This window comes from Mucilaginibacter sp. (assembly GCF_965225845.1).
Classification (GTDB): Bacteria; Bacteroidota; Bacteroidia; order Sphingobacteriales; family Sphingobacteriaceae; genus Mucilaginibacter.
On record NZ_CBDDBL010000002.1, the window covers coordinates 1051467 to 1072167 of the forward strand.

Annotated in this window: 28 protein-coding genes; 13 read left to right on the plus strand and 15 right to left on the minus strand. The window is 41.3% G+C overall.

Annotated features, from left to right (window positions below; all coding sequences use genetic code 11):
• The 7 genes from ACYZ0U_RS08510 to ACYZ0U_RS08540 all read left to right on the plus strand — a co-directional run bounded on the left by ACYZ0U_RS08510 (nucleotide 1) and on the right by ACYZ0U_RS08540 (nucleotide 4906).
• A complete protein-coding gene (locus tag ACYZ0U_RS08510) occupies nucleotides 1–1365 on the plus strand; it encodes a Y-family DNA polymerase (protein ID WP_461451655.1) in 1365 nt (454 codons plus the stop codon).
• 98 nt (nucleotides 1366–1463) lie between these two features.
• On the plus strand, nucleotides 1464–1763 hold the full coding sequence (locus ACYZ0U_RS08515; protein ID WP_461451656.1) for a type II toxin-antitoxin system TacA family antitoxin: 300 nt from the start codon (nucleotides 1464–1466) through the stop codon (nucleotides 1761–1763).
• Entirely contained in the window at nucleotides 1763–2263 is a 501-nt protein-coding gene (locus ACYZ0U_RS08520) for a GNAT family N-acetyltransferase (RefSeq protein WP_461451657.1), read from the plus strand. Before ACYZ0U_RS08515 ends, ACYZ0U_RS08520 begins: the two co-directional genes overlap by 1 nt.
• Before the next feature lie 555 nt (nucleotides 2264–2818).
• Nucleotides 2819–3466: a hypothetical protein gene (locus ACYZ0U_RS08525; RefSeq protein WP_461451658.1), complete on the plus strand. Its 648-nt coding sequence runs from the start codon at nucleotides 2819–2821 to the stop codon at nucleotides 3464–3466.
• Between the two features lie 67 nt (nucleotides 3467–3533).
• Nucleotides 3534–3662 (plus strand): hypothetical protein, encoded by a 129-nt coding sequence (locus ACYZ0U_RS08530; RefSeq protein ID WP_374949738.1) that lies wholly within the window; start codon nucleotides 3534–3536, stop codon nucleotides 3660–3662.
• A 4-nt stretch (nucleotides 3663–3666) separates the two neighbouring features.
• Nucleotides 3667–3834 carry a hypothetical protein gene (locus ACYZ0U_RS08535; RefSeq protein ID WP_461451659.1) on the plus strand — a complete coding sequence of 56 codons (168 nt, stop codon included), beginning with the start codon at nucleotides 3667–3669 and terminating at the stop codon, nucleotides 3832–3834.
• A 4-nt stretch (nucleotides 3835–3838) separates the two neighbouring features.
• Nucleotides 3839–4906, plus strand: a complete 1068-nt coding sequence (locus tag ACYZ0U_RS08540; protein ID WP_461451660.1) for a DUF932 domain-containing protein — start codon at nucleotides 3839–3841, stop codon at nucleotides 4904–4906.
• Between the two features lie 509 nt (nucleotides 4907–5415).
• Here the strand turns inward: ACYZ0U_RS08540 and gcvH are convergent.
• The 11 genes from gcvH to ACYZ0U_RS08595 all read right to left on the minus strand — a co-directional run bounded on the left by gcvH (nucleotide 5416) and on the right by ACYZ0U_RS08595 (nucleotide 12095).
• The gene (gcvH, locus tag ACYZ0U_RS08545) at nucleotides 5416–5796 is read right to left on the minus strand and encodes a glycine cleavage system protein GcvH (protein WP_461451661.1); all 381 of its coding nucleotides are present in this window, start codon (nucleotides 5794–5796) and stop codon (nucleotides 5416–5418) included.
• Between the two features lie 10 nt (nucleotides 5797–5806).
• A complete protein-coding gene (locus ACYZ0U_RS08550) occupies nucleotides 5807–5977 on the minus strand; it encodes a hypothetical protein (protein ID WP_461451662.1) in 171 nt (56 codons plus the stop codon).
• A 2-nt stretch (nucleotides 5978–5979) separates the two neighbouring features.
• Nucleotides 5980–6672, minus strand: a complete 693-nt coding sequence (locus ACYZ0U_RS08555; RefSeq protein WP_461451663.1) for a metallophosphoesterase family protein — start codon at nucleotides 6670–6672, stop codon at nucleotides 5980–5982.
• 52 nt (nucleotides 6673–6724) lie between these two features.
• Nucleotides 6725–7831, minus strand: a complete 1107-nt coding sequence (gene pstS / locus ACYZ0U_RS08560) for a phosphate ABC transporter substrate-binding protein PstS (protein ID WP_461451664.1) — start codon at nucleotides 7829–7831, stop codon at nucleotides 6725–6727.
• Between the two features lie 49 nt (nucleotides 7832–7880).
• On the minus strand, nucleotides 7881–8651 hold the full coding sequence (locus ACYZ0U_RS08565) for a metallophosphoesterase family protein (protein ID WP_461451665.1): 771 nt from the start codon (nucleotides 8649–8651) through the stop codon (nucleotides 7881–7883).
• Nucleotides 8648–9730, minus strand: coding sequence for an ACR3 family arsenite efflux transporter (gene arsB, locus ACYZ0U_RS08570; protein ID WP_461451666.1), 1083 nt, complete (start codon nucleotides 9728–9730; stop codon nucleotides 8648–8650). Before arsB ends, ACYZ0U_RS08565 begins: the two co-directional genes overlap by 4 nt.
• Nucleotides 9731–9732: 2 nt before the next feature.
• Nucleotides 9733–10173: a VOC family protein gene (locus ACYZ0U_RS08575; RefSeq protein WP_461451667.1), complete on the minus strand. Its 441-nt coding sequence runs from the start codon at nucleotides 10171–10173 to the stop codon at nucleotides 9733–9735.
• A gap of 13 nt (nucleotides 10174–10186) precedes the next feature.
• Nucleotides 10187–10651: an arsenate reductase ArsC gene (locus ACYZ0U_RS08580; RefSeq protein ID WP_461451668.1), complete on the minus strand. Its 465-nt coding sequence runs from the start codon at nucleotides 10649–10651 to the stop codon at nucleotides 10187–10189.
• 67 nt (nucleotides 10652–10718) lie between these two features.
• The gene (locus ACYZ0U_RS08585; protein ID WP_461451669.1) at nucleotides 10719–11048 is read right to left on the minus strand and encodes an ArsR/SmtB family transcription factor; all 330 of its coding nucleotides are present in this window, start codon (nucleotides 11046–11048) and stop codon (nucleotides 10719–10721) included.
• A gap of 107 nt (nucleotides 11049–11155) precedes the next feature.
• Complete coding sequence (locus tag ACYZ0U_RS08590) at nucleotides 11156–11722, minus strand: DUF6428 family protein (RefSeq protein ID WP_461451670.1); 567 nt, start codon at nucleotides 11720–11722, stop codon at nucleotides 11156–11158.
• Nucleotides 11723–11771: 49 nt separating this feature from the next.
• Entirely contained in the window at nucleotides 11772–12095 is a 324-nt protein-coding gene (locus ACYZ0U_RS08595) for an ArsR/SmtB family transcription factor (protein ID WP_461451671.1), read from the minus strand.
• Between the two features lie 158 nt (nucleotides 12096–12253).
• Here ACYZ0U_RS08595 and ACYZ0U_RS08600 point away from each other — a divergent pair, with 158 nt between their 5' ends.
• From ACYZ0U_RS08600 to ACYZ0U_RS08615, 4 genes are read left to right on the plus strand one after another with little or no spacing between them, the layout of a single operon-like run.
• Nucleotides 12254–12991, plus strand: coding sequence for a DUF547 domain-containing protein (locus ACYZ0U_RS08600; protein ID WP_461451672.1), 738 nt, complete (start codon nucleotides 12254–12256; stop codon nucleotides 12989–12991).
• Complete coding sequence (locus ACYZ0U_RS08605; RefSeq protein WP_461451673.1) at nucleotides 12984–13319, plus strand: arsenosugar biosynthesis-associated peroxidase-like protein; 336 nt, start codon at nucleotides 12984–12986, stop codon at nucleotides 13317–13319. Before ACYZ0U_RS08600 ends, ACYZ0U_RS08605 begins: the two co-directional genes overlap by 8 nt.
• Entirely contained in the window at nucleotides 13319–14368 is a 1050-nt protein-coding gene (gene arsS / locus ACYZ0U_RS08610) for an arsenosugar biosynthesis radical SAM (seleno)protein ArsS (protein ID WP_461451674.1), read from the plus strand. Before ACYZ0U_RS08605 ends, arsS begins: the two co-directional genes overlap by 1 nt.
• 2 nt (nucleotides 14369–14370) lie before the next feature.
• Nucleotides 14371–14982: a TIGR04282 family arsenosugar biosynthesis glycosyltransferase gene (locus tag ACYZ0U_RS08615; protein ID WP_461451675.1), complete on the plus strand. Its 612-nt coding sequence runs from the start codon at nucleotides 14371–14373 to the stop codon at nucleotides 14980–14982.
• On the opposite strand, the gene ACYZ0U_RS08620 is transcribed toward ACYZ0U_RS08615, so the two are convergent.
• Nucleotides 14979–15671 carry a TIGR04283 family arsenosugar biosynthesis glycosyltransferase gene (locus ACYZ0U_RS08620; protein WP_461451676.1) on the minus strand — a complete coding sequence of 231 codons (693 nt, stop codon included), beginning with the start codon at nucleotides 15669–15671 and terminating at the stop codon, nucleotides 14979–14981. The two genes, ACYZ0U_RS08615 and ACYZ0U_RS08620, sit on opposite strands and share 4 nt — an antisense overlap.
• A 73-nt stretch (nucleotides 15672–15744) precedes the next feature.
• Here ACYZ0U_RS08620 and ACYZ0U_RS08625 point away from each other — a divergent pair, with 73 nt between their 5' ends.
• Nucleotides 15745–16221: a TlpA disulfide reductase family protein gene (locus ACYZ0U_RS08625; RefSeq protein ID WP_461451677.1), complete on the plus strand. Its 477-nt coding sequence runs from the start codon at nucleotides 15745–15747 to the stop codon at nucleotides 16219–16221.
• Here the strand turns inward: ACYZ0U_RS08625 and ACYZ0U_RS08630 are convergent.
• Nucleotides 16205–17194: an NAD-dependent epimerase/dehydratase family protein gene (locus ACYZ0U_RS08630; RefSeq protein WP_461451678.1), complete on the minus strand. Its 990-nt coding sequence runs from the start codon at nucleotides 17192–17194 to the stop codon at nucleotides 16205–16207. The two genes, ACYZ0U_RS08625 and ACYZ0U_RS08630, sit on opposite strands and share 17 nt — an antisense overlap.
• Before the next feature lie 12 nt (nucleotides 17195–17206).
• Nucleotides 17207–18178, minus strand: coding sequence for an arsenosugar biosynthesis arsenite methyltransferase ArsM (gene arsM, locus ACYZ0U_RS08635; RefSeq protein WP_461451679.1), 972 nt, complete (start codon nucleotides 18176–18178; stop codon nucleotides 17207–17209).
• Between the two features lie 171 nt (nucleotides 18179–18349).
• Here arsM and ACYZ0U_RS08640 point away from each other — a divergent pair, with 171 nt between their 5' ends.
• A complete protein-coding gene (locus ACYZ0U_RS08640) occupies nucleotides 18350–19051 on the plus strand; it encodes a sterol desaturase family protein (protein ID WP_461451680.1) in 702 nt (233 codons plus the stop codon).
• Nucleotides 19052–19287: 236 nt separating this feature from the next.
• Here the strand turns inward: ACYZ0U_RS08640 and ACYZ0U_RS08645 are convergent, their stop codons facing one another.
• Nucleotides 19288–20685 carry an efflux transporter outer membrane subunit gene (locus tag ACYZ0U_RS08645; RefSeq protein WP_461451681.1) on the minus strand — a complete coding sequence of 466 codons (1398 nt, stop codon included), beginning with the start codon at nucleotides 20683–20685 and terminating at the stop codon, nucleotides 19288–19290.
• Nucleotides 20686–20701 lie beyond the last annotated feature (16 nt).

The window sequence follows — 20701 nt, forward strand, 5'->3', positions numbered from 1 at the left end:
ATGCAGCTACAGCCCGATAATGAATTAGATGAATTTTTAACGGATATATCGCCGGAAAACAGCGGGATATGGCTGCTGAAATATCGTTATATGTTCGGCCTGGCTGATTTTTCCAGTTTTTATTGCGGTACACATGAGTTGTTTAACCCTAAATTACGTTTCGTGCCGCATGTTACCATGTCCAACAATCACGGCTGTATCATATCCCGGAGCAAGATTGCCAAGCAAATGGGTTACGGCATGAGCCAGAATGCTTTTGAACTGGTGAAGCAAATGAAGAAAGACGGTGTGATAGATTATTCGTCCAACTACGAATATTACCAGTCTATGAGTAACCGGGGCTTTAGCCATGTTGCACAATTCTGTGATATAGTGGAGCGCTACAGCATTGATGAACTATTTATGCTTTTTAAGCAATGGGATCAGGATGCGTTGCCGGCATTAGGCAGGGAAATAGTCCGCTCTACTACAAAGGGTGTAGGTGTCGAAATTTGCCTGGGACTGGCACCCACCAAATTGCTGGCTAAAGTGGCTAATAAACTGGCTAAAAAGTCGCCTGATAAAAGCGGGGTTGTTGTTTTACAAACGGACGAACAGATACAAACCGCCTTGCGGGATTTTCCCGTGGAAGACCTTTGGGGCATTGGCCCCGCTTATGCAAAATTTCTTGCTGGCTTTAACATTTATACCGCGCTTGATTTAGCCATGCAGCCGGAATACTGGACTAAACAAAACATGACCATACAAACGCAGCGTCTTTGGTATGAATTGCGCGGCGTTTCATGCGTACCGATGGAAGAAATACCACCCGACAAGAAGCATATCTGCACCAGCCGTAGTTTTGCGAGAACCATCGACGATTTTGACCTGATCTTAAAAGCAGTGTCCAACCATGCGGCGAGCTGCGCTTATAAACTGCGTAAAGACAAATTGAATTGTACTGCGGTAGTGGTGTTTTTGCAAACAGATAAATTCCGCACTGAACAGAAGCAATATAATAATGATATAATGGTCAAACTGGATGTTTATTCCAACTCGGCCAGAGTGATTGTAGGCAAAGCATTGGAGGGTCTGCGCAAAATTTACCGCAAAGGTTATGCATACAAAAAAACCGGGGTAATGGTCATTGATCTTATACCCGAAACACACCAGCAAACCGCTTTATTATTCGAGGAGAAAACGCACAATATGGAAGTAGAAGCCAAACTTTCCAAAGCCTTGGATTCGATCAATAACCGATATGGACGCAATACCGTGCAGTTAGGCGCGCAGGGAAATGATAAGCCATTGCAGTTGAATGCACCAAACTTGTGCCCATGTTACACTACGAGGATAGAGGATATTATGCGAATTAAGATCGGCTGATTTCTCCCAATTTATTTTAGCATCAAACACTTTTTGGCTTTTTGTTGTTTTATTTGTACGGAATTTTTCCGTATTTTTGTTTATTAATAAATGCCACTATGGAAAGAGCACTTAAAGTTGAAAAGACAAGGTTTGATACGAAGTTGACCAAAGTTCAAAAGGAACTTTTTGAATTAGCTACCAAAATTGGAGGCTACCGCACATTAACTGATTTTATGCTGTCAACAGCGGAAGAAAAAGCAAAGACCATCGTTCAGCAGCATGAAGCTATCCTGGCTTCTGAAAGGGATAAAAAAATCTTCTTTGATGCGATTATGAACCCGCCGCAGCCTAATCAACGTTTGCGGGATGCAGCTAAAAGGTACAAGGAGTTTAATAATCAGTCTGCCGAAGCTTAATGAGTTATCCTATATTACCGCTACAGTCTGGATTTAATAAGAAAGACTTTAGCTGCGGCAAGGAAATGCTGGATAATTATATCCAAAAGCAGGCCAGCCAGGATCTTAAAAGGCGTTTGAGCGCGATATTTGCCATGGTTGACGATAGCCGCGTAATAGGTTATTTTACCTTATCAAGTACAAGTGTTTCCCGTGAGCTCGTGCCGGAAGATGTTCAAAAGAAAATGCCCCCGTCTTACCATGATCTGCCTGCTACTTTATTGGGCCGTCTGGCAGTGGATCAAAATTACAAAGGTCAGCGTCTGGGTGAATATTTATTGATGGATGCCTTAAAGGTTGCGTTGGATGCCTCGGAGAAACACATTGGCTCAATGGCCCTCATCGTCGATCCCCTCGATAATGATGCCGAAGCCTTTTACACCAAATACGATTTTATTAAACTGGATTCAGGGAAGATGTTTTTGCCGATGCAAACCATAGCATCGCTTTTTAAATCGTAAATTTCTGCTTTATTACTAATAGAACTGGCTGTCCCTCCGGCCAGGCTTTCCACTTTATCTTTTCCCGAAAAGGATGACGTTGCAATCCTTGACAGGTGATTTCCTTAAGGCTGATTGGAATAAGGTCCGCTACTGCATTTTTGCTACGCTGCAAAAACATCCGCTTAATAAGTTATAACTTCTTTAAACTCCAATTAAGAGCTTCTTTCAGGACTTCACTCGTTTACCCGCGATGCCGGGAAAAGCTTCGCTTGCCTTCAATCTGCACTTAATTTCCTGCTAAAATATCAGATGCTTTCAAGGTGCTATTTTCCAAAGAAAACGGACAAAAGCGGCGTCAAGATCGGTCAGCCCGGTCGTACGAACGCATAATGTCCTCCGCTGCGCTGCGGCCACCCTTCGGGACTTATAGTTCTCCCGCCCTGGCTTTTCGACCGTCTTTTTGACTTTCTTTTTTACCGTTTTTTCTTTTGAAAAATAGCTTTTTAAGGAAAGTCTTCGGGAAAAAAGGGAAACAAAAAAACAAATTTTTAACCCTTTTAAATCATTTAAAAAATGAAAACAGCAGAAAAAAATGCAAACGGTGTACAAGGTGCAGCAGCAAAAAACAACCAAGCAGCAAACAGAGTTGAAAACCGCCCAAGCTTAACAGGAAAGGAAGCCAAACAAGATGAAACCGCTAAAGATCAAACACCTGCCCAAAATCCGCAAGTTGAGAAAACCAACCCTGCCGAGGTTAAGACCGGTAGCCCCGCTACAGTGGATAACCAACCCGCTAACGTTGCGCCCTTTACCACAGGGCAAAGCATAGACGAGCCGAAAGCTGAACCCGCCAAAACCGAAGAGGTGAAAGCCGAACCCGTTAAAGTGGAAGAAGTGAAAGCCGAGCCTAAAAAATTCGCTTTAAACTTAGAGCAAACCTTAAAATCGGTGGAGGGCTTGCACCGCCTAAGCATTCAGCGTATTACCCTTTTATCCCGCATTAAGTTACTGGAAGATTTTGAGGTGAAATTAATTGAAGAAAACGACGAACTGGAAAGTAACCCATATCAGGGGTGCAAGCTGATTATCAAAGACGATAAAGGTAGGGAGTTTGTAACCAACACGCCTAATCTTATCCGCATGGTTTCTCAATTCATTTTTGATGCCTGCCATGAAAAACTGGCCGACATTGAAGCAAACATCATTTTCCCCAATGCTTAAACAAATTATGCTCCCGGCATATTGTCGGGAGCATTTTTTTATGGTTTCACAAAAAACAGCAATTCCTATGTATGAGCAATTTATAGAACTGACCAACCAAATATTTTGGGAAGGTTACGCCGAAACTTTAGCGCAGGAAAACCCCGCACGGTTTCAATTAGAGTTAAGCGATTTTATGAACACCTATCAATTTTAAGACAATGGAGGATAGGATTTTTTTACTGATAAAAGTTACCATCAAAACCACACATACGAGAATACACGATGCTATACAGGAACTGCAAACCGAAACGGTTTTACAGGTGAGCAGTACGCCGAATGTGGAAGTATTACAAACAAAAATCATTGAACTGAACACTAAAAAATAACATCATGGCACATCAAATAAATTTCAATAAGAATACAGGCAAAAACAGCTTTATGAGTGTAAAGGAAAAAGCCTGGCACGGGTTAGGGCAAATTATAGACCGCTACCCAACCAGTAGCGAAGCGATACAGCACGCAGGACTGGATTATATAGTTGAAAAACGTCCTTTATTTACCTATGATACCGCTAACCATTTGGGCGAGGGTAGCGACGATATTATGATCCCTGAAATAGAAGTGCCTAATTTCTTTGCAACCGTTCGTGCAGATACCGAGCAGGTTTTAGGGGTAGTCGGCAATGATTATGAAGTAGTACAAAACCGTGATGCGTTTTCGTTCTTTGATGCTATCGTAGGCGGTGGCGATGGAATTTTGTACGAAACGGCGGGGGCATTGGGTAATGGTGAGCGGGTTTTTATAACTGCCAAATTACCTGATTATATTCGGGTAGGCGTTAAGGACTGGATAGAGCAATATTTGTTTTTAACTACCACGCACGATGGTTTAGGAAGCATTACCGCAGCTTTTACGCCTATTCGAATAGTTTGCAACAACACACTAAACGCTGCCAAGAATAATCATTCAGGGGCGATTAAAATCCGTCATACGGCATCTGCTACGGAGAGGCTTAAACAGGCGCATACCTTAATGGGTATTAGTAAATCATTAGGCGGTGAATTTGAAGGGTTGTTTAACCAATGGGCTAAAGTGCGTATTACGGATGCAGAGGTTAAAAAACTGATACAGATTGCAATGGCACCAAATAAAGAGGTTTTGGAAAATTTAGCCGAAGGCAAGTTAGACTTGCTATCAACCCATTATACCAATATTGTAGATAATGTGTACGAATATGCTTTAGGAAGTCAGACCCAGCAAATGGACACAACCGCAGGGACGGTATTTGGCGCATATAACAGCGTTACAGGCTATTTTCAAAATGTGCGCAGTTTTAAAAGTGATGAAGCTAAGTTTAAATCTATCATGGACGGCACAGCCAAACAACGGGCGCAAACGACTTTTAATCTTTGTCGCGATTTTGCAACACAGCGAAGCGAAGCATTAATCTATAACTAATTGCTAATAAGGGGGAGCAATCCCCCTTATTACTAAAAATGTCCGGCGGCGGGCTATCGCCCGCCCGAAGAACGCCCCCTGTTTTCTTATGGTTTTATGATCTTTGGTGAAAACAGGGGGCGGTTGGATTGACCATAAAAACCGAGCTGAAATATCTTTTATTTATCGTGAAAAATTGTAGCTTGCCATCCTTACTGGCAGGCACTCTTGCTTGCCTTGTGATAAGGTTTAGGTTGAAAGTCCCTTGCAGCGAGTGCTAAGGGACTTTTATTTTAATAGCAGAGTTTTAGATCGCATTTAAAAGAAAAAGGAAAAAAAGAAAGCCTTGAAATTTGACAGCACAAGACAAAAGGAAACGGAATAAGTCCCGCAGGGTGAAAGGGCGGGGAACACCGCCTGTTCATTATGCCGTAGTCTTTTGTGGATTTTTCTAATTAAAGAAATGCTGGCAATAAATTCGCGGTACTTTTGTTCATTTTAAAAAATGGTATAACCTCCTAACTGAAAGGTTACACTCCAACAATACTTTTGTAGCTATCTGCATTTAACAGTTGATCAATTTCCGACGGGTCGGTAAGTTCTATCTTGATCATCCATGCCGCTTCAAATGGATCGCTGTTAATCAATGCAGGATTTTTAATTAAAGCATCGTTTTTCACAGTGACTTTTCCGGACAAAGGCATAAATAGGTCACTTGTTGTTTTTACCGCCTCAACCGAGCCGAATATTTCATCAGCTTTAAAAGATTGCCCAACGTTTGGCAATTCCACGTAAACGATCTCGCCTAATTCACTTTGTGCAAATTCGGTAATACCAATTGTTCCTGTTTGGCCGTCTATACCTAGCCAGGTATGTTCTTTGGAGTATAATAAGTTTTCAGGGAAATTCATATATCTTGTTTTAATGTTTTGAATTAATAGCGGCATAAATGTAAACGCCGCCAATGAAGCCGAAGCAGCAGGGAATCAGCCAATAACGGCCATCCTTCATATTAAATCTAAGTATTGCAATCAGCGCAATCAGCAGCATCAGGACAGCCATAAAGACATAGTGTTTTCGCTGCTTCTTCATGGCTAATAACCTTTGCGCAGCATATCCGCCAATTCATTTGGCAGGGGGCTTTCTTCCACCCCTTTGGCGGCTTTCTCTACATCATAAGCCACCCGGATAAAATCAACATAAATACTATCTTTTGCCTCAACAGAACTGTTTTCATTAAGCTTAATTAGTACATAGCAACCCATCCGGTTATTGTCCTTTGGCTTACCGACCGAACCAATGTTAATCACATGCTTATAGCCCGTATCAGTTTGAATTACCCTGTGGTAAGGTTTATGTGAATGGCCAACGCAAAGCACGTGCGCTTTTGCCTCGTTCATCATTTCCAGTACGTAGGCTTCATTCGTATCAGACAATACATATTCATCGATTTTCCTGGGACTTCCGTGCGCAAGTAAAATATTTAAATGGTCGTTATTTAACTGGTATTCCAGTTTAATTGTTGCGGGAAGCGTATTTAAATAGTCGCGGTTTTCTGCCGATACCAATTCATAGGCAAACCCTTTGGTCTTTTGGTCATGATTACCGGCTAAAGTGGCAATGCCACGTTTGCGAACTTCCGCAATGATTTCATTTGGCCAAACATTATAGCCGATCAAGTCACCCATGCAATAAACAGCGTCAGGGCTGCGGCTTTTCAGGTCGGTCAGCATTGCCTCGAACGCAGGCAGATTGGCGTGTATATCAGAAAAAAGTGCTATAGTCATAATAGTAAAAATAGCCTGCTTCCTCTTGCTAAAAAGAAAGCAGGCAGTTTGATTATTTTAAAATGGGTTTTCCGTTATAGGTAGCTGATTTCAACAGGTTTTCTGCTACTGTTACCGCTGATTTAGATAAGGTCGCATAATTCAACGGCTCGCAAAATTTTTGCCCGTCATGAATGTTCCACCAAAGCAGGTCTAACAATACTTTCGCTTTCGCTGCGGAACGGTCTTTATAATTTTGCTCCTTGTAAAGCAGTGCCCAGGTAAAGCTGCTGATCGGATAACCGTCCGGGTTGCTGGTATCGGTTAGGCTTACTTTTGCATCTTCAGGCAGGTCGATATTGCTGGCTGCTGTTATAGAAGCCAAGTCTGGGTTAATAAATTTACCCGATTTATTTTTTACCTGCGCTACCGCCATTTTATTTTGGGTGGCATAGGATAATTCAATATAACCTACAGCGCCGGGAGTTTGTTTAACTAAGCCGGAAACACCTTCGTTACCTTTACCGCCTAAACCAGCAGGCCAGTTTACCGCAGTCGCTTTGCCCACTTTTGCCGCCCATTCCGGGCTTATTTTGGTCAAATAATCAGTCCAGATAAAAGTGGTACCACTACCATCTGAGCGGTGGATTACCGAAAGTTGCAAGTTAGGGAACTTGATGCCAGGATTAACGGCAGCAATTTTAGGGTCATTCCAGTTAGTGATCTTGCCTAAAAAGATAGCGGCGATCAGGTCGGGTGTCATTTTAAGCTGCTGTGTAATTCCCGGCAAGTTATAAGATACCACATCCGCGCCTGAAGCCATCGGAATATGCAAAACCGGGACACCGATTGTTTTGGTCTGTTCGTCATTTAGTGGCGCATCAGAGCCGCCAAAATCTACTGTTTTACTGGTTAATTGTTGAATGCCACCGCCTGAGCCAATGGATTGGTAATTAACTTTTACAGGATGGGTTTTTCCATATTCAGCGAACATTTTGCCAAATAAGGGATAAACAAAAGTGCTGCCTGCACCCATTAACGCGCTTTCGCTGTCGCCAGAGCTAACGGCAGTGCTATCGCCGCCGGTCTTATTACCAGAGCCGCCGCAGCCGCTCAATAGCAAATTTACAGACAAAAGGATTCCTGCAACCAGCAGGGCTGATTTTAATTTAGTTTTCATAATGTGAGTTTTAAGGGTTTACTGGATGATGGTTATTGATGATTAATGTTTAACCGTTACGTAACATATCTGCATACTCGTTAGGCAAAGGACTATCTTCAACCGCTTTGGCCGCTTTCTCTATATCATAATCAAAACGGATAAATTCAACCTTTACACTGTCTTTATTTTTGATAGAACTATCTTCATTAATATGAAGCAATACATACCCACCACGAGGGTCTTTGTCTTTCGGCTTACCGACAGAACCGATATTAATTGCGTGGCGGTAATGTGTATCTTCTGTAATTTCAGTTGGTAATATTCGATGATAGGGTTGGTGCGTGTGGCCAAAACACATTACATCTGCATCGGCTTGCTCCATTATGCGTAATAAACTTTTTTCGTCCCTATCCTCAAATAAATATTCATTCACTTTGCGGGGACTGCCGTGTACAAACAGCACATTGAGTTTGTCATTATTCAGTTGAAATTCTAAACGGATATGTGCAGGCAGGGTGCGCAAATAAGCCCTTTGTTCGTCTTTTACAACCTCATTGGTGTAGGCAATAGAGATTTTACCTAAAGCTTTTTCTTCATCGGTCTTATAAGCACAACCACAATCATCGCTGTGGCGTCCTATCCCAAAATCGTAGTTCCCGGCAATACAAGGAATTCCACGTTTGCGGATCTCATCTATAACCTCGTTCGGCCAGATATTATAGCCTACTAAATCGCCCAAACAATAAATGGCATCGGGTTTTTGCTTTTCAACATCTGCAAAAAAAGCTTCTAAAGCTGGCAGATTGGCATGTATATCTGAAAAAAGTGCAATCTTCATATAGTAGTGATAGTTTTATTGCTGTAATATTTTTTACGGAAAAAGAAAGCCAGGTTAACCAAAGCGATTAAAGCGGGTACTTCCACTAAAGGCCCTATAACGCCTGCAAAGGCTTCACCCGAATTAATGCCAAACACGCCGATAGCAACTGCAATGGCTAATTCAAAGTTATTTCCTGTGGCTGTAAATGCAATTGAGGTACTTCTTGAATAATCAGCACCGAATGACTTCCCAATAAAAAAGCTAATGGTGAACATGATGGTAAAATAGATAACCAACGGTATTGCGATACGTACCACGTCCATTGGTATTTGCACAATTAAGTTACCCTTTAAGCTAAACATGACTACGATAGTAAATAATAAAGCGATCAGGGTTATCGGCGAAATAACCGGAACATATTTATCTTTAAACCAAGTTTCACCTTTTAAAGCGATCAAAGCATAGCGGCTAATAATTCCGGCAGCAAAGGGGATACCTAAATAGATACCTACGCTTTTAGCTATTTCTAATATGGTAATGTTTACCGCCAATCCTTTTAGTCCAAATAAGGGCGGTAAAACGGTTATAAATACATAGGCGTAAACGCTGTAAAGTAATACCTGAAAAATACTGTTCAAGGCGATCAATCCGGCTGCATACTCACGGTTACCCTCTGCAAGTTCATTCCATACAACGACCATTGCAATACAACGGGCGAGGCCAATTAAAATCAAGCCTACCATGTAAGCAGGGTGATCACGCAACAAGGTAATAGCTAAAACAAACATCAATATGGGGCCTACAATCCAATTGAGTACCAAAGAAGCGCTTAGCACTTTTGTATCTTTAAATACTTCACCCATATTTTCATATTTTACTTTCGCCAATGGCGGATACATCATTAATATTAAACCGATCGCTAATGGAATATTCGTTGTTCCACTGGAAAATGAATTGATGAAACCTGATGATGATGGTATGAAGTAACCTATGGCGACCCCGATAGCCATTGCTAAAAATATCCATAGCGTAAGGAAACGGTCAAGGAAACTTAGTTTTTTTCTTTCTGCCGCAGGGGCACAATCGTTAGCGCTCATTTTTATATTGGTTTTAATATATCCCACACGCTGTTCATGCGCGGGATGTTAAATAGTTTTGGTGCAATTTTCTTTTTTTCGTTGGTACCTAATTCCCATAACAGGCCATTGGGATCTTTGATGTAAAACGGATGATTGCCGGGTTTAAACGTATTAGGGTCAATCTTTATGTATTTACTAAAGTCGTTTTTGGTAAAATCCCTGAAACGGTCGTAAACTTCTTCGTCTGAACTTAACAACAGGTTAAAGTTACCGTTTATTGGTTGTTCGACGCGAGGGTTTTCGATAAAGGTTAGTGTTAACGCAGGGTTTTTGATTGTGTACACTGCATGTCCGGGGTAAAGGTCGGAAGCCCATTCTCCTAAAAGGATGTTGTAAAAGTTTATGGTGTTGACCAAATCTTTTACCTCATATTGAATATTCAACCCGGCTATATAAAGCATTTTCCTATAAGGATTAAGCGTCAAGCTTTTGTTTATGCCAATACTCCATGTGTTTAGCTTCCTCAATAAAGGCCAATACCGCTTCCTTGATTTCGTCCCTTACCTTTCTGGTGTTTTCCAATATTTCTTCTTCGCTGCCTTTAAAGCCCGATGGATCAGAGAATGACCATCCCATTCTTCTAACTACACCAGGAAAGATAGGGCATCCTTCTGCGCTGGCTTCATCACAAACTGTAATAACTGCCTGAAACAAACGACCTTTTTTAAACAGGTCAAAAACCTCCTGTGTGCCTTTGTGACTAATGTCAATTCCGACTTCCTGCATTACCTTTACTACATTAGGGTTCAGCTTTCCGGGTTCCAAACCAGCGCTTTCGGCAGTCAAGGATTTCCCGTCATAATGGTTTAAAAACGCCTCTGCCATTTGGCTGCGTGCTGAATTATGAATGCAAACGAATAAAATGTGGTGCTTTATCATGATAATAATTGTTTAATGTCTATCTGCTTGTATATTGCAATTTAACGATGAAGCGAGGCAAAAAAAATCAACAACAGGTTTCGTCAAATTGTACGTCAATAAAGAACGATTTTAATATAGCGGCATTTGCTTTCCATTTTGCCTGATCTATACAATAATTCATTGAAGTGCCATCAATAGTGCCTTTTAATAAACCTGCGTCTTTCAACTCTCTCAAATGCTGAGAAGTTGTAGCTTGCGATAAACCTGTCACCTCTACCAAATCGCCGGTTATACATTCGTTAGCCTTTAGCAAATGGTCAAGGATTGCAATCCTTGCCGGATGTGCTAAAGCTTTAAGCATCTGCGCCAGTTGGTTTTGTCTTTCCGTAAAATTAGCTGTTTTTGTTAATCCCATCTTGTATAATGCAATATTACGATTAATTAATTAAATCCAAATATCTTTTTAAATTTTGATGGGATTAACGTGACTATTATTTGTTATACTAATCAGGCCTAATATACTTAGCAACAGCCTGAACCTGGTGTACAAGATTCGCCGGCAACGGCTAAGTTTACTAATTGTACTTTAGGCTTTTCTGCGACAGCCGGAGCACAGCATTCTTCACCTTTGTCATTAGTTCCACAGCTTCCGCCACGGCTGATCGCTTTGCATTGCACAGCATCCGGACGCAAATCAATAGTCAGTGCTTCACCATCAATTACCATTTCGTTTGGGAACATTTGACGGGTATCAAATTCTGAATTACCAAATTCGATTTTAACAGTACCGTTCGGGTTAAGTGGTAGCATTTTCTCAACAATGTCTATAATTGACAATGCCTTTTTTACTTTCATTGAACGCAATTGATCTTCATTCTCCGGTACCCATAATTGGACGATTATTTCAGTCCATGCATTCATCACGCCGCCGCAATCTACTGATGTTATTGGCGCTTGCTTAATCTCTGTTATATGGTATGCCGCATCAACTAATTTCCCTTCTGCATATTGAAATTGAAGATCAAGATCAGGATGTTGAACTAAGGTGTCCTTAAATGTTTTCCAGTTTATAGCTTCTAATTTATTCATGATTTCTAAGTTTTAATTGTAATATTACGATATATTTATATAAAAAATTTTAACAACAACCGTTCTTAACGGAACCGAAAAATAACGTCAGTTCTTTATTCAAACTTTCCCAAACTTCGGGGTTAATACAATAGCAAACGCTTACGCCCTCTATTGTTCCTTGTATAAGTCCCGCGTTTTTTAATTCTTTTAAATGCTGCGAAATAGTAGGCTGCGCAAGACCTAATTCATCTACCAAATCACCGCAAATACAGGCATTGGCTTTAATAATCTGTTGTAGAATAGCGATACGAGCCGGGTGGGCAATTGCCTTTAACAAAACAGCTAACCTGTTTTGTTCTTCTGTGAATATTTCTGTCTTTGTTAAGCCCATAATTATATTGCAATATTACGATGAAGTATTTAGATTTCCAAATTAATTCTTATTTCCATTTCATAAAGCCATAACAAATATTATTACGTAATTTATGTATGCTTTTGAAACCCTTTTTTAGAACGGCTTATATCATGTTCTTCCTGTTATTGACGGGAATGGCAAACGCACAGTTTAAAATTGCTAAAGCCACGGATTATATCAAGCTGTCTCAAAACTTTTTGTATGCGGCTAAAACAGGTGATAGCACAACTGCTTTTATGGATACTCTAAAAAAGGCAGATCAGGATATTTTAGCACAACAGTTAAATAGTGATTCGAAAAAGTTAGCATTTTGGTTAAATTTGTACAATGGCTTTACCCAAGTTATTCTAAAGAAAAATCCTGATCAATATCAAACGCGCAACTCTTTCTTTTCCAGTAAACAGATAGACGTTGCCGGGCAGCAACTCAGCCTCGACCTGATTGAGCACGGCATATTACGCCATAGCAAAGTGAAATGGAGCGAAGGGTACCTGGGTAAACTTTTCCCTTCCGGGTTTGAAAAAAAGTTTCGGGTTGCAAAACTGGATTACCGCATTCATTTCGCTTTAAACTGCGGGGCTAAAAGCTGTCCGCCCATCGCTTTTTATGAGCCGGAACAAATCGACAAACAACTGAATGTTGCGGTTAAAACCTATTTAAAAGGCGAGGTAACTTATAGTAAAGCGGCTAATACCGTTGATGTGCCTGCATTGATGGGCTGGTTCCGTCACGATTTTGGCGGAAAAAAAGGTATGCTGGAAATCTTAATCAATAATAAGATTATACCCGAAGGTACCAAACCAACTATCCATTTTAAAAAGTACGACTGGAGTTTATATTTGGATAATTATAAATCTGAAAACAATGGCTGATCATTATTACAATGCTGAAGACCTCGGCAAATTTGGGAATATAGGAGATTATCAGAAAGAAATGGCCGACAAATTCTTTTCCTATTATGGGGAAGTATTTAAAGACGGCGCACTAACTGCTAAAGAAAAATCGTTGATCGCTTTGGCGGTAGCCCATGCCGTTCAATGTCCCTATTGTATTGATGCTTACAGCAGCGATGCCTATGAGAAGGGTTTTAGCGAAGCGCAAATGATGGAAGCGGTGCACGTAGCCTCGGCCATTAAAGGAGGCGCAGTACTGGTACACGGTGTACAGATGATGAACAAAGTGAAAAAAATCAGCATGTAATGATCAAATCCTTAAAAGTCCTGCAAAACCCTTTAGCTGATAGTTCTTATCAGCTGGATATTCTGGAACATAGCCCCACGCATAAGCACGCTTCGTTCAAAGACAAAGTTGCTGCAACCGGTATGTTCCCACTGTTAGCCGGTGGTGTAGATATTTTCCAGGTGAACATGGGTAAGATGTGTAACCAGGTATGCAAGCACTGCCATGTGGATGCCGGGCCAGACCGCAAGGAGATCATGACGCGGGAGACGATGCAACTTTGTTTAAATGTGTTAGCCAGTTCGCCTATCAAAATTGTTGACCTGACAGGCGGCGCACCCGAATTAAATCCTGATTTCAGGTGGTTTGTGGAGCAGATAAAAGCATTGGGGAAGCATATTATTGTCCGCTGCAACCTTACCATTATATTGGCCAATAAGCGTTTTCATGACCTGCCGGAGTTCTTCAAGCTCCATCAGATAGAAGTAGTTTCTTCACTACCCAGCTTCACTCAGGACAGAACTGATAAACAACGTGGGGACGGTGTGTTTGAAGATTCTATTAAGGCGCTTCAAATGTTAAATGCAGTTGGATACGGAATGCAAGATAGCGGCCTAACGTTAAATTTGGTTTATAACCCGGCAGGTGCCTTTCTGCCGCCATCGCAGGATGCGCTTGAAAAAGAGTATAAGTACGAACTGATGAAGAAATACAACATTAGTTTCAATAGCCTCTTTGCCATAACCAATATGCCCATCAGCAGGTATCTGGATTACTTGTTGACGACCGGAAACTACGATAAATATATGGATAAGCTTATTGCTGCATTTAATCCCGCAGCAGTGGCCAATGTGATGTGCCGCAATACCATTTCAGTAGGCTGGGACGGCTTTTTATATGATTGTGATTTTAACCAGATGCTTGACTTGAAAGTTACACCTGCCACATCACAGCACCTCGCAGATTTTGATTTGAGATTATTACAAAACCGTGAGATCATTTTGAAACAACACTGCTATGGTTGTACGGCGGGGGCAGGTTCGAGTTGTGGTGGTGCAGTTGCCGAATAGTTATGGGTGAGATTACGGCCTTAAATACAGCACTCATCATATTTGTGCGGCACCCGGAATTAGGAAAGGTTAAAACGCGTTTGGCAAAGGTGATCGGCGATGAAAAGGCATTGGCAGTATATAATTTATTATTAAGCCATACCCGGCAGATTTCGATACCGCTAAACTGCCGGAAATTTATCTATTACACAGACCAGGTGATTGAACATGACATCTGGACTTTCCCCGGCTATACCAAACGGCAACAAATTGGTGAGGAACTTGGCGCACGGATGTCCAATGCTTTTAAAGAATTGTTTGAACAAGGTTTTAAACGGGTAATGATCATCGGAAGCGATTGCTACCAGTTACAGACACGCTTATTGGAGCAAGCGATCGACGCGCTGAATGATAACGATGTAGTTATTGGGCCTACTTTTGATGGCGGCTATTATCTGTTAGGAAGCAATCAATATATACCCGAATTATTTACGGAAAAGGACTGGAGTACGGATCAGGTCGCTACCCAGACGATTTCAACGATAAGCCAATTGAAAATGAACCATAGCTTACTTGAAAAATTGTATGATGTCGATGAAGCTGCCGATCTGGAATTGAACGGAATAAGCCTTTAACGGTAGTTTAGCATTTCCTTATATTTTGATACCATGCTTTCCTGGCTTGCTCCTTTCTGATACATTTTGACGATAGTGTAGTTAGCTTTTTGAACCGTAAACCAGCCATTGGTATCATACTTTCGGGCGGAAATCAATACTGGCTTATTGATAATTTTGTATTTGCCCTGCTTACGGGCGCGGGCACAAAACTCAAACTCTTCCATGATCTTCATTGACCCATCAAAACCGTCGGTTTGTTGAAACAGATTCTTGGTAATGAAGAGTGTTTGGTCGCCACCCATGCCACCGAAGGTATCTAACCTGCTCAACAATGCATTCATTTTAAGCAACCAACTATTACTATCGTAAGTGGAAAGATAACGGCCCATATCAAACCCCGATCTTATGGCATCTAAAATATCCCATATATAGGTTTGAGGCGGTAAAGTATCTGCATGGACAAAATAAAGCAGGTCACCTTTAGCAAGCGATGCGCCAAAGTTCATTTGTGCTGCCCGTCCCTTTTTAGGCGAGATTACGCCTGTGGCACCGGCTTCTTTGGCACTTAATAGTGTGTTATCCGTACTTCCGCCATCCACAACGATAATCTCTTCTAAACTATCACTGCCAAAATCTGTCAAGTACCTGATTAGCTCGCTGATATTATCAGCCTCATTAAAAACAGGAATAATAATGCTTACTTTCATGGATAGCTTTTTCTCATCTGCTCGTTTGAAATCTACGTATATAAATCAGTACCGGATAAAATTAAAAAAAGTCATGACAAATAAAATCATATATACCATCGCATTTAGCTTGTTGTTATCATTAAACTTGCAAGCCCAGCAGGTTAAACTCATTACTGTTTCGCAACTGGAAAGCCGCATCAAACAAGGGAAGGATACGACTTATGTCATCAATTTTTGGGCTACCTGGTGTAAGCCTTGCGTAAAAGAACTGCCTGAATTCGAAAAATATAAATTATCTGTGAAAGGTAAACCGGTTAAAGTTATTCTGATTAGTGCTGATCTGAAATCCAAACTGGAAAGCGGTGTACAGCCTTTTGTAAAAACCCACCAGTTAACCGGCGAAGTTTACTTACTCAACGAAGCGCCGAATTCCTACAACGAAAAAATAAGTGCTGATTGGTCCGGTGCGCTGCCTGCAACCCTGATCGTGAAAAATGGCAAAAAGAAGTTTCACGAAGCGGCTTATTCTTACGATGAGTTAGTGGCGGCTGTTAAACTGGTTGATTAAGCCAGTCGAGCGTTTTCCTTACACCATCGCGTAAAGGCATTATCGTATAGCCTATTTCCTGTTCTGCTTTTTGAGAGCTGACAATCCAGTGTTTGTTGTATTTGCGTACAAACGGGGGAGTAATCATAGGTTGTTTTCCAAACAATTGAGCCATCATCACCTGTACACGAGACAGGAACAGCATCACCGGCAAGGGAACATTGTACATTTTTCTTTTTACCCCGGTTAACTCATCTACCAAGCTGAAAAAGTCATTGTAGGTAGCATTAACGCCACCCAATAAATAGCGTTCGCCGGGCTTTGCTTTTTCCATCGCGGCTATCAGCCCGTTTATCGTATCATCTATGTAAACGTAATTGCCAATGCTTTTGCCGTTGCAGGGTTTGATCTTCCATTGTCCGTTAATATACATTTTCATCAAACGGGTAAAGCCGTTACTCTCAGTTAATATGCCTGGGCCATAAACTCTGCTGGGGTTAACAATCACACCACGGATACCTTTAGGAATATAGCTTTTCAGAAGCTTTTCGGCTTCCACCTTGCTTTTCTCATACAAGGTTTCAAGTTTTGGGTTGGCGTTCGTGCCTTCACATACTGGATTGCCATCTACAGAATCTCCTACAACCCCGGCAGTTGAGGTGAATAAAACGTCTTTAATGCCCGATGCCAGGCAAGCGTCCAAAACGTTTCGCAGCCCGCTCACATTGATCATGTGGAAGCTTTGCGGGTCTTTATGCCATACGGATGCCAACGCAGCGAGATGGTAAACCTGATGGCAACTCTTCATAGCAGTTAACAGAGATGGCGGATTTAAAATGTCACCCTCAAATAGCGTGATATTAGGGTGCTTCAACAACAACCTGCCTTTCTCCACATCACGTACCAGGGCATGTATCGTGTGCCCGTCGGCAGCCAGTCGTAAAGCCAGTTTCTGCCCTATATAACCGGTAACACCTGTGATAAATATCTTCATTAGCAGTTTAAATTAGCAACAACCACCGCCGTCATAAAACCAGGTGGAGTTTGAGATAAAAATGTCGTCACGATTCAACGCTGCCAGGTTTCCCGCTGTTTTGTCGCACACCGCCAAAGGTTGATTAGGCATTAGAATATGTCCTTTTTCATCATCGAAATATTCTTTTTCGCCATAATAGATAGCGGCTTTACCCGCGAACACACATGGGCCATCGGCAGGCATAGGGTCTTTAATAGCGCAAACCTCTACGCTCTCAATGTAAAGTAACTCGTCCGTAGGATATTGTCCGGGGGCTAAAATACGATACGGCCTTTTAGCCCGTATCTCAATCGTACCAAAGCCAATATCGGTGATACTTTTAATATAATCACTTAATGATAGGGAGCCGGTCAGGCATAAGGCCCTTAACCTGTCATCGCTGCGTAACGCCTCGTTCATCGGCTGGTCGCAAACCGGATCAGACATCACCAAACGCCCGCCGGGCTTTAACACGCGGTATATTTCGGTTAAGGCTTGTTTCAAATCGTTTTCCTTAAATATATTGAACAGGCAATTTTGCCCTGCTACGTCTATCGAATTGTCTTCGACGGGCAACGAAAGGGCAGAACCTTTGCGCAGATCAATAAATTCCTTTTTAAACCACGGGTTTAAATGCTCAGCTTCAATCAGGTTGGCAGCGCAGCTTTGCAGCATTTCGTCCACAATATCCACCCCGATCACACCTTGCGCGTTTCTGTTAAAATAAGAAAACTGCAACAGTTCCATACCGCCTCCGACACCTACGTACAGTATCTTTGGTTCGTTAGCCAGGTCATTGGCGCTCACAATCGAGCCGCAACCATAGTTCATTTCCTGCATGATCTGGGGTATTTTCAAGCCCGGAAACGCATTTAAGGGTGTAGTCGTACAGCAAAGGCCAACATCGGGCTTTAACGCCGCATCGCGATATACATTTACAGTTTCTTCAAGATAGTTGTCCATAGTTCTTTGGTTACAGAAAATATACGTTATTCGACGGCCGATAGCTTTTGAGCTTATCAAATAAAAACGTTTTTTGCTTATTAAAACCTAATATCAGAATTTCGTCGTAATTTAATAGGAAAAGGAATTCTTGAAACAGACTTCTATCGACTTAACGGTAAGTTCCAAGCTATGAATAATGTATTACAGCCATTAGCAATAGGTCTGCTCTTTGTATTAACTTACATTGCGGAGCATATTTTTCCGGAACAAAAAGGAATTTTAAAAAAGAGGCATGATCTGATGAATATCGCCGTTGGTATCGTCAATCTGATATTTTCTTTCATTACTGGCTATGGTTTGCAAAAACTTATGAATTACGCTGCCATACACCATTTAGGCCTGGTTCCTTTTTCAAAAATACCTGCATTCCTATCAGTGCTTATTCAAATTCTCTTAATTGATTTTTTCGTCTATTGGTGGCATCGGATCAACCATAAAATACCAATGCTCTGGAAATTCCACAAGTTTCATCATCAGGATGAAAGTATGAATTCAACAACCGCAGTCCGATTCCATACGGTAGAATTATTCTTTTCCGTATTAGCAAAGGCGGTCTTTCTGGTGCTGATGGGCATTTCAGTTACAGGATTGGTAGCTTATGGCATTTTGTTTTTCCCGGTTGTTTTGCTCGTTCATTCGAATATCTGTATCAACACTAAGTTAGACTATAAGCTAAGAAAATTGATCATAAGCCCTTTAATGCACCGGATACATCATTCTAAAATAATGTCCGAAACCAATTCTAATTATGGTTCGATTTTTCCTTTTTGGGATCGTTTCTTTAAAAGCTATACCAAAGCGCCTTCGTCGGAAATCAAGTTTGGCTTATGATATGTTGATTTTTTTATTTTCGATATTACCATCAATTTTCTCGATAAAGTGAGCAAAATTGTATATTTGTTTAGTCAATAGGGCGTGTTACCTATGTAACTACCTTAAACAACGACAACTAAAGCAAATCATTGTAAATCAATGATTTAAGGAAATAGGTTCGAGCCCAGGTGGGCGCACAAGAAAAAAGCCCTTTAGTAAAATACTAATGGGCTTTCTTATTATAATGCGTTTGTTTATTGCCAGCCTCCGCCCAGGTCAGTATATAAATTAACAATAGCTTGTAGTTGTTGTAACCTATCGCTTACACCTGCAAGTTGCGCTGCCAGTAAGTTTTGCTCAGATGTTAATACATCGGTATAATTTGTTGCCGAGCTGTAGGTTAACAACTCCTTCGTATAATCAACAGATTTGTTTAATGCATCCAATTCTTTCTTTCTAAGCTCTGCTTTTCTTAGTGCTTGTTTATAAGAAAATAGGTCGTTAGCCACTTCCTTCCCGGCAGTTAAAATGGTTTGCTGGTAGGTGTTAAATGCCTCCAATTGCTGCGCTCTAGCAATACGGTAACGGGCTTTGTTTTGTCCCTGGTTAAAAATTGGTTGGGTTAATCCGCCTACCAGGTTATAGAATATAGAATTGTTAAACAGATCCCTTAATTGCAGGGTCGACAATCCGCCTTCTGCTGTTATGGTTAGGGTTGGGTAAAAATAGGAGTGGGCTACATTGGTGTTTTCAAAGGCTGTCATGAACGCGAATTCCGATTCCTGTATATCCGGCCTGTTTTTTAGTAATTGGGTCGACAGGCCGGCATTTAGCGTCTCAATAGGTACTTGTTCAGCCAATGTCAGGCGTTTTATAGGCCCCGGCCCTCTGCCTAAAAGAATACTTAATGCATTTTCAGTTACTCTTATTTCATTTTCCAGATCAGGTATCGTAATCTCTGCAGCGTACCTGTTAGCCTCGCTTTGCACCACAGCGGCGCCTGTGACAACATCTGCTTTTAACAAGGATTTATTGGTTTCTATATCCTGAATATCATTTCGTACTGTTTGCTTTGTTATAGCCAGTTGCTGGTCATATGACAATAGTGTGTAATAGTCGTTTGCAATATTGGCGACCAATGCTGTTTGTACAGCCCGTTTAGAGGCATCGCTTTCTAAAAATTCAGCTATTGCCTGGCGTTTTAAACTGCTCAACTGTCCCCAAACGTTAACCGTCCAGCTTGCGCTTAAATCTGCCTGGTAAGTTGTGCTGTTTAAATCGATACCTAAACCAGCGGGGAATGTTTGTGCCGCTTGCGACAGCTTTTCTCCTGTAACCGAAACGCCTGCGCTTAATGTTGGGAAATATGCGGCTTTGGCTTCTTTTAATGTGGCATTAGCCTCCGCTATTTTTAATATGGCGTTTTTTAAATTCAGGTTGTTGTTGATGCCTTCCTGTATAAGGTTTTGCAACACGGTATCCGAAAATAATGATCGCCAAGGCAAAGCAGCCATTGAGCTGGAATCTGTTGCCGAGCTATCACGGTATAAATTAGCCGTATTAACATTTGGTCTTTTATATTTTTGCGACACATTACATGATGCTATGATCAACAATCCGGCTGCGGCTGATAAAAAATATTTTGTTTTCATTGGTATTTAAACTTAA

Excerpts from the sequence above, each read along its gene's own strand:
- gcvH (WP_461451661.1), bottom strand. The coding sequence starts at position 5,796 with ATGAATTTCCCTGAAAACTTATTATACTCCAAAGAACATACCTGGCTA.
- pstS (WP_461451664.1), bottom strand. The coding sequence starts at position 7,831 with ATGAAAACTAAATTAAAATCAGCCCTGCTGGTTGCAGGAATCCTTTTG.
- ACYZ0U_RS08530 (WP_374949738.1), top strand. The coding sequence starts at position 3,534 with ATGTATGAGCAATTTATAGAACTGACCAACCAAATATTTTGGGAAGGT.
- ACYZ0U_RS08625 (WP_461451677.1), top strand. The coding sequence starts at position 15,745 with ATGACAAATAAAATCATATATACCATCGCATTTAGCTTGTTGTTATCA.
- ACYZ0U_RS08575 (WP_461451667.1), bottom strand. The coding sequence starts at position 10,173 with ATGCTTTATATAGCCGGGTTGAATATTCAATATGAGGTAAAAGATTTG.
- ACYZ0U_RS08565 (WP_461451665.1), bottom strand. The coding sequence starts at position 8,651 with ATGAAGATTGCACTTTTTTCAGATATACATGCCAATCTGCCAGCTTTA.
- ACYZ0U_RS08540 (WP_461451660.1), top strand. The coding sequence starts at position 3,839 with ATGGCACATCAAATAAATTTCAATAAGAATACAGGCAAAAACAGCTTT.
- ACYZ0U_RS08605 (WP_461451673.1), top strand. The coding sequence starts at position 12,984 with ATGGCTGATCATTATTACAATGCTGAAGACCTCGGCAAATTTGGGAAT.
- arsM (WP_461451679.1), bottom strand. The coding sequence starts at position 18,178 with ATGGACAACTATCTTGAAGAAACTGTAAATGTATATCGCGATGCGGCG.
- ACYZ0U_RS08510 (WP_461451655.1), top strand. The coding sequence starts at position 1 with ATGCAGCTACAGCCCGATAATGAATTAGATGAATTTTTAACGGATATA.
- ACYZ0U_RS08555 (WP_461451663.1), bottom strand. The coding sequence starts at position 6,672 with ATGACTATAGCACTTTTTTCTGATATACACGCCAATCTGCCTGCGTTC.
- ACYZ0U_RS08645 (WP_461451681.1), bottom strand. The coding sequence starts at position 20,685 with ATGAAAACAAAATATTTTTTATCAGCCGCAGCCGGATTGTTGATCATA.
- ACYZ0U_RS08615 (WP_461451675.1), top strand. The coding sequence starts at position 14,371 with ATGGGTGAGATTACGGCCTTAAATACAGCACTCATCATATTTGTGCGG.
- ACYZ0U_RS08640 (WP_461451680.1), top strand. The coding sequence starts at position 18,350 with ATGAATAATGTATTACAGCCATTAGCAATAGGTCTGCTCTTTGTATTA.
- ACYZ0U_RS08590 (WP_461451670.1), bottom strand. The coding sequence starts at position 11,722 with ATGAATAAATTAGAAGCTATAAACTGGAAAACATTTAAGGACACCTTA.
- ACYZ0U_RS08520 (WP_461451657.1), top strand. The coding sequence starts at position 1,763 with ATGAGTTATCCTATATTACCGCTACAGTCTGGATTTAATAAGAAAGAC.
- ACYZ0U_RS08550 (WP_461451662.1), bottom strand. The coding sequence starts at position 5,977 with ATGAAGAAGCAGCGAAAACACTATGTCTTTATGGCTGTCCTGATGCTG.
- ACYZ0U_RS08600 (WP_461451672.1), top strand. The coding sequence starts at position 12,254 with ATGGCAAACGCACAGTTTAAAATTGCTAAAGCCACGGATTATATCAAG.
- ACYZ0U_RS08525 (WP_461451658.1), top strand. The coding sequence starts at position 2,819 with ATGAAAACAGCAGAAAAAAATGCAAACGGTGTACAAGGTGCAGCAGCA.
- ACYZ0U_RS08585 (WP_461451669.1), bottom strand. The coding sequence starts at position 11,048 with ATGGGATTAACAAAAACAGCTAATTTTACGGAAAGACAAAACCAACTG.
- ACYZ0U_RS08620 (WP_461451676.1), bottom strand. The coding sequence starts at position 15,671 with ATGAAAGTAAGCATTATTATTCCTGTTTTTAATGAGGCTGATAATATC.
- arsB (WP_461451666.1), bottom strand. The coding sequence starts at position 9,730 with ATGAGCGCTAACGATTGTGCCCCTGCGGCAGAAAGAAAAAAACTAAGT.
- ACYZ0U_RS08580 (WP_461451668.1), bottom strand. The coding sequence starts at position 10,651 with ATGATAAAGCACCACATTTTATTCGTTTGCATTCATAATTCAGCACGC.
- ACYZ0U_RS08630 (WP_461451678.1), bottom strand. The coding sequence starts at position 17,194 with ATGAAGATATTTATCACAGGTGTTACCGGTTATATAGGGCAGAAACTG.
- arsS (WP_461451674.1), top strand. The coding sequence starts at position 13,319 with ATGATCAAATCCTTAAAAGTCCTGCAAAACCCTTTAGCTGATAGTTCT.
- ACYZ0U_RS08535 (WP_461451659.1), top strand. The coding sequence starts at position 3,667 with ATGGAGGATAGGATTTTTTTACTGATAAAAGTTACCATCAAAACCACA.
- ACYZ0U_RS08595 (WP_461451671.1), bottom strand. The coding sequence starts at position 12,095 with ATGGGCTTAACAAAGACAGAAATATTCACAGAAGAACAAAACAGGTTA.
- ACYZ0U_RS08515 (WP_461451656.1), top strand. The coding sequence starts at position 1,464 with ATGGAAAGAGCACTTAAAGTTGAAAAGACAAGGTTTGATACGAAGTTG.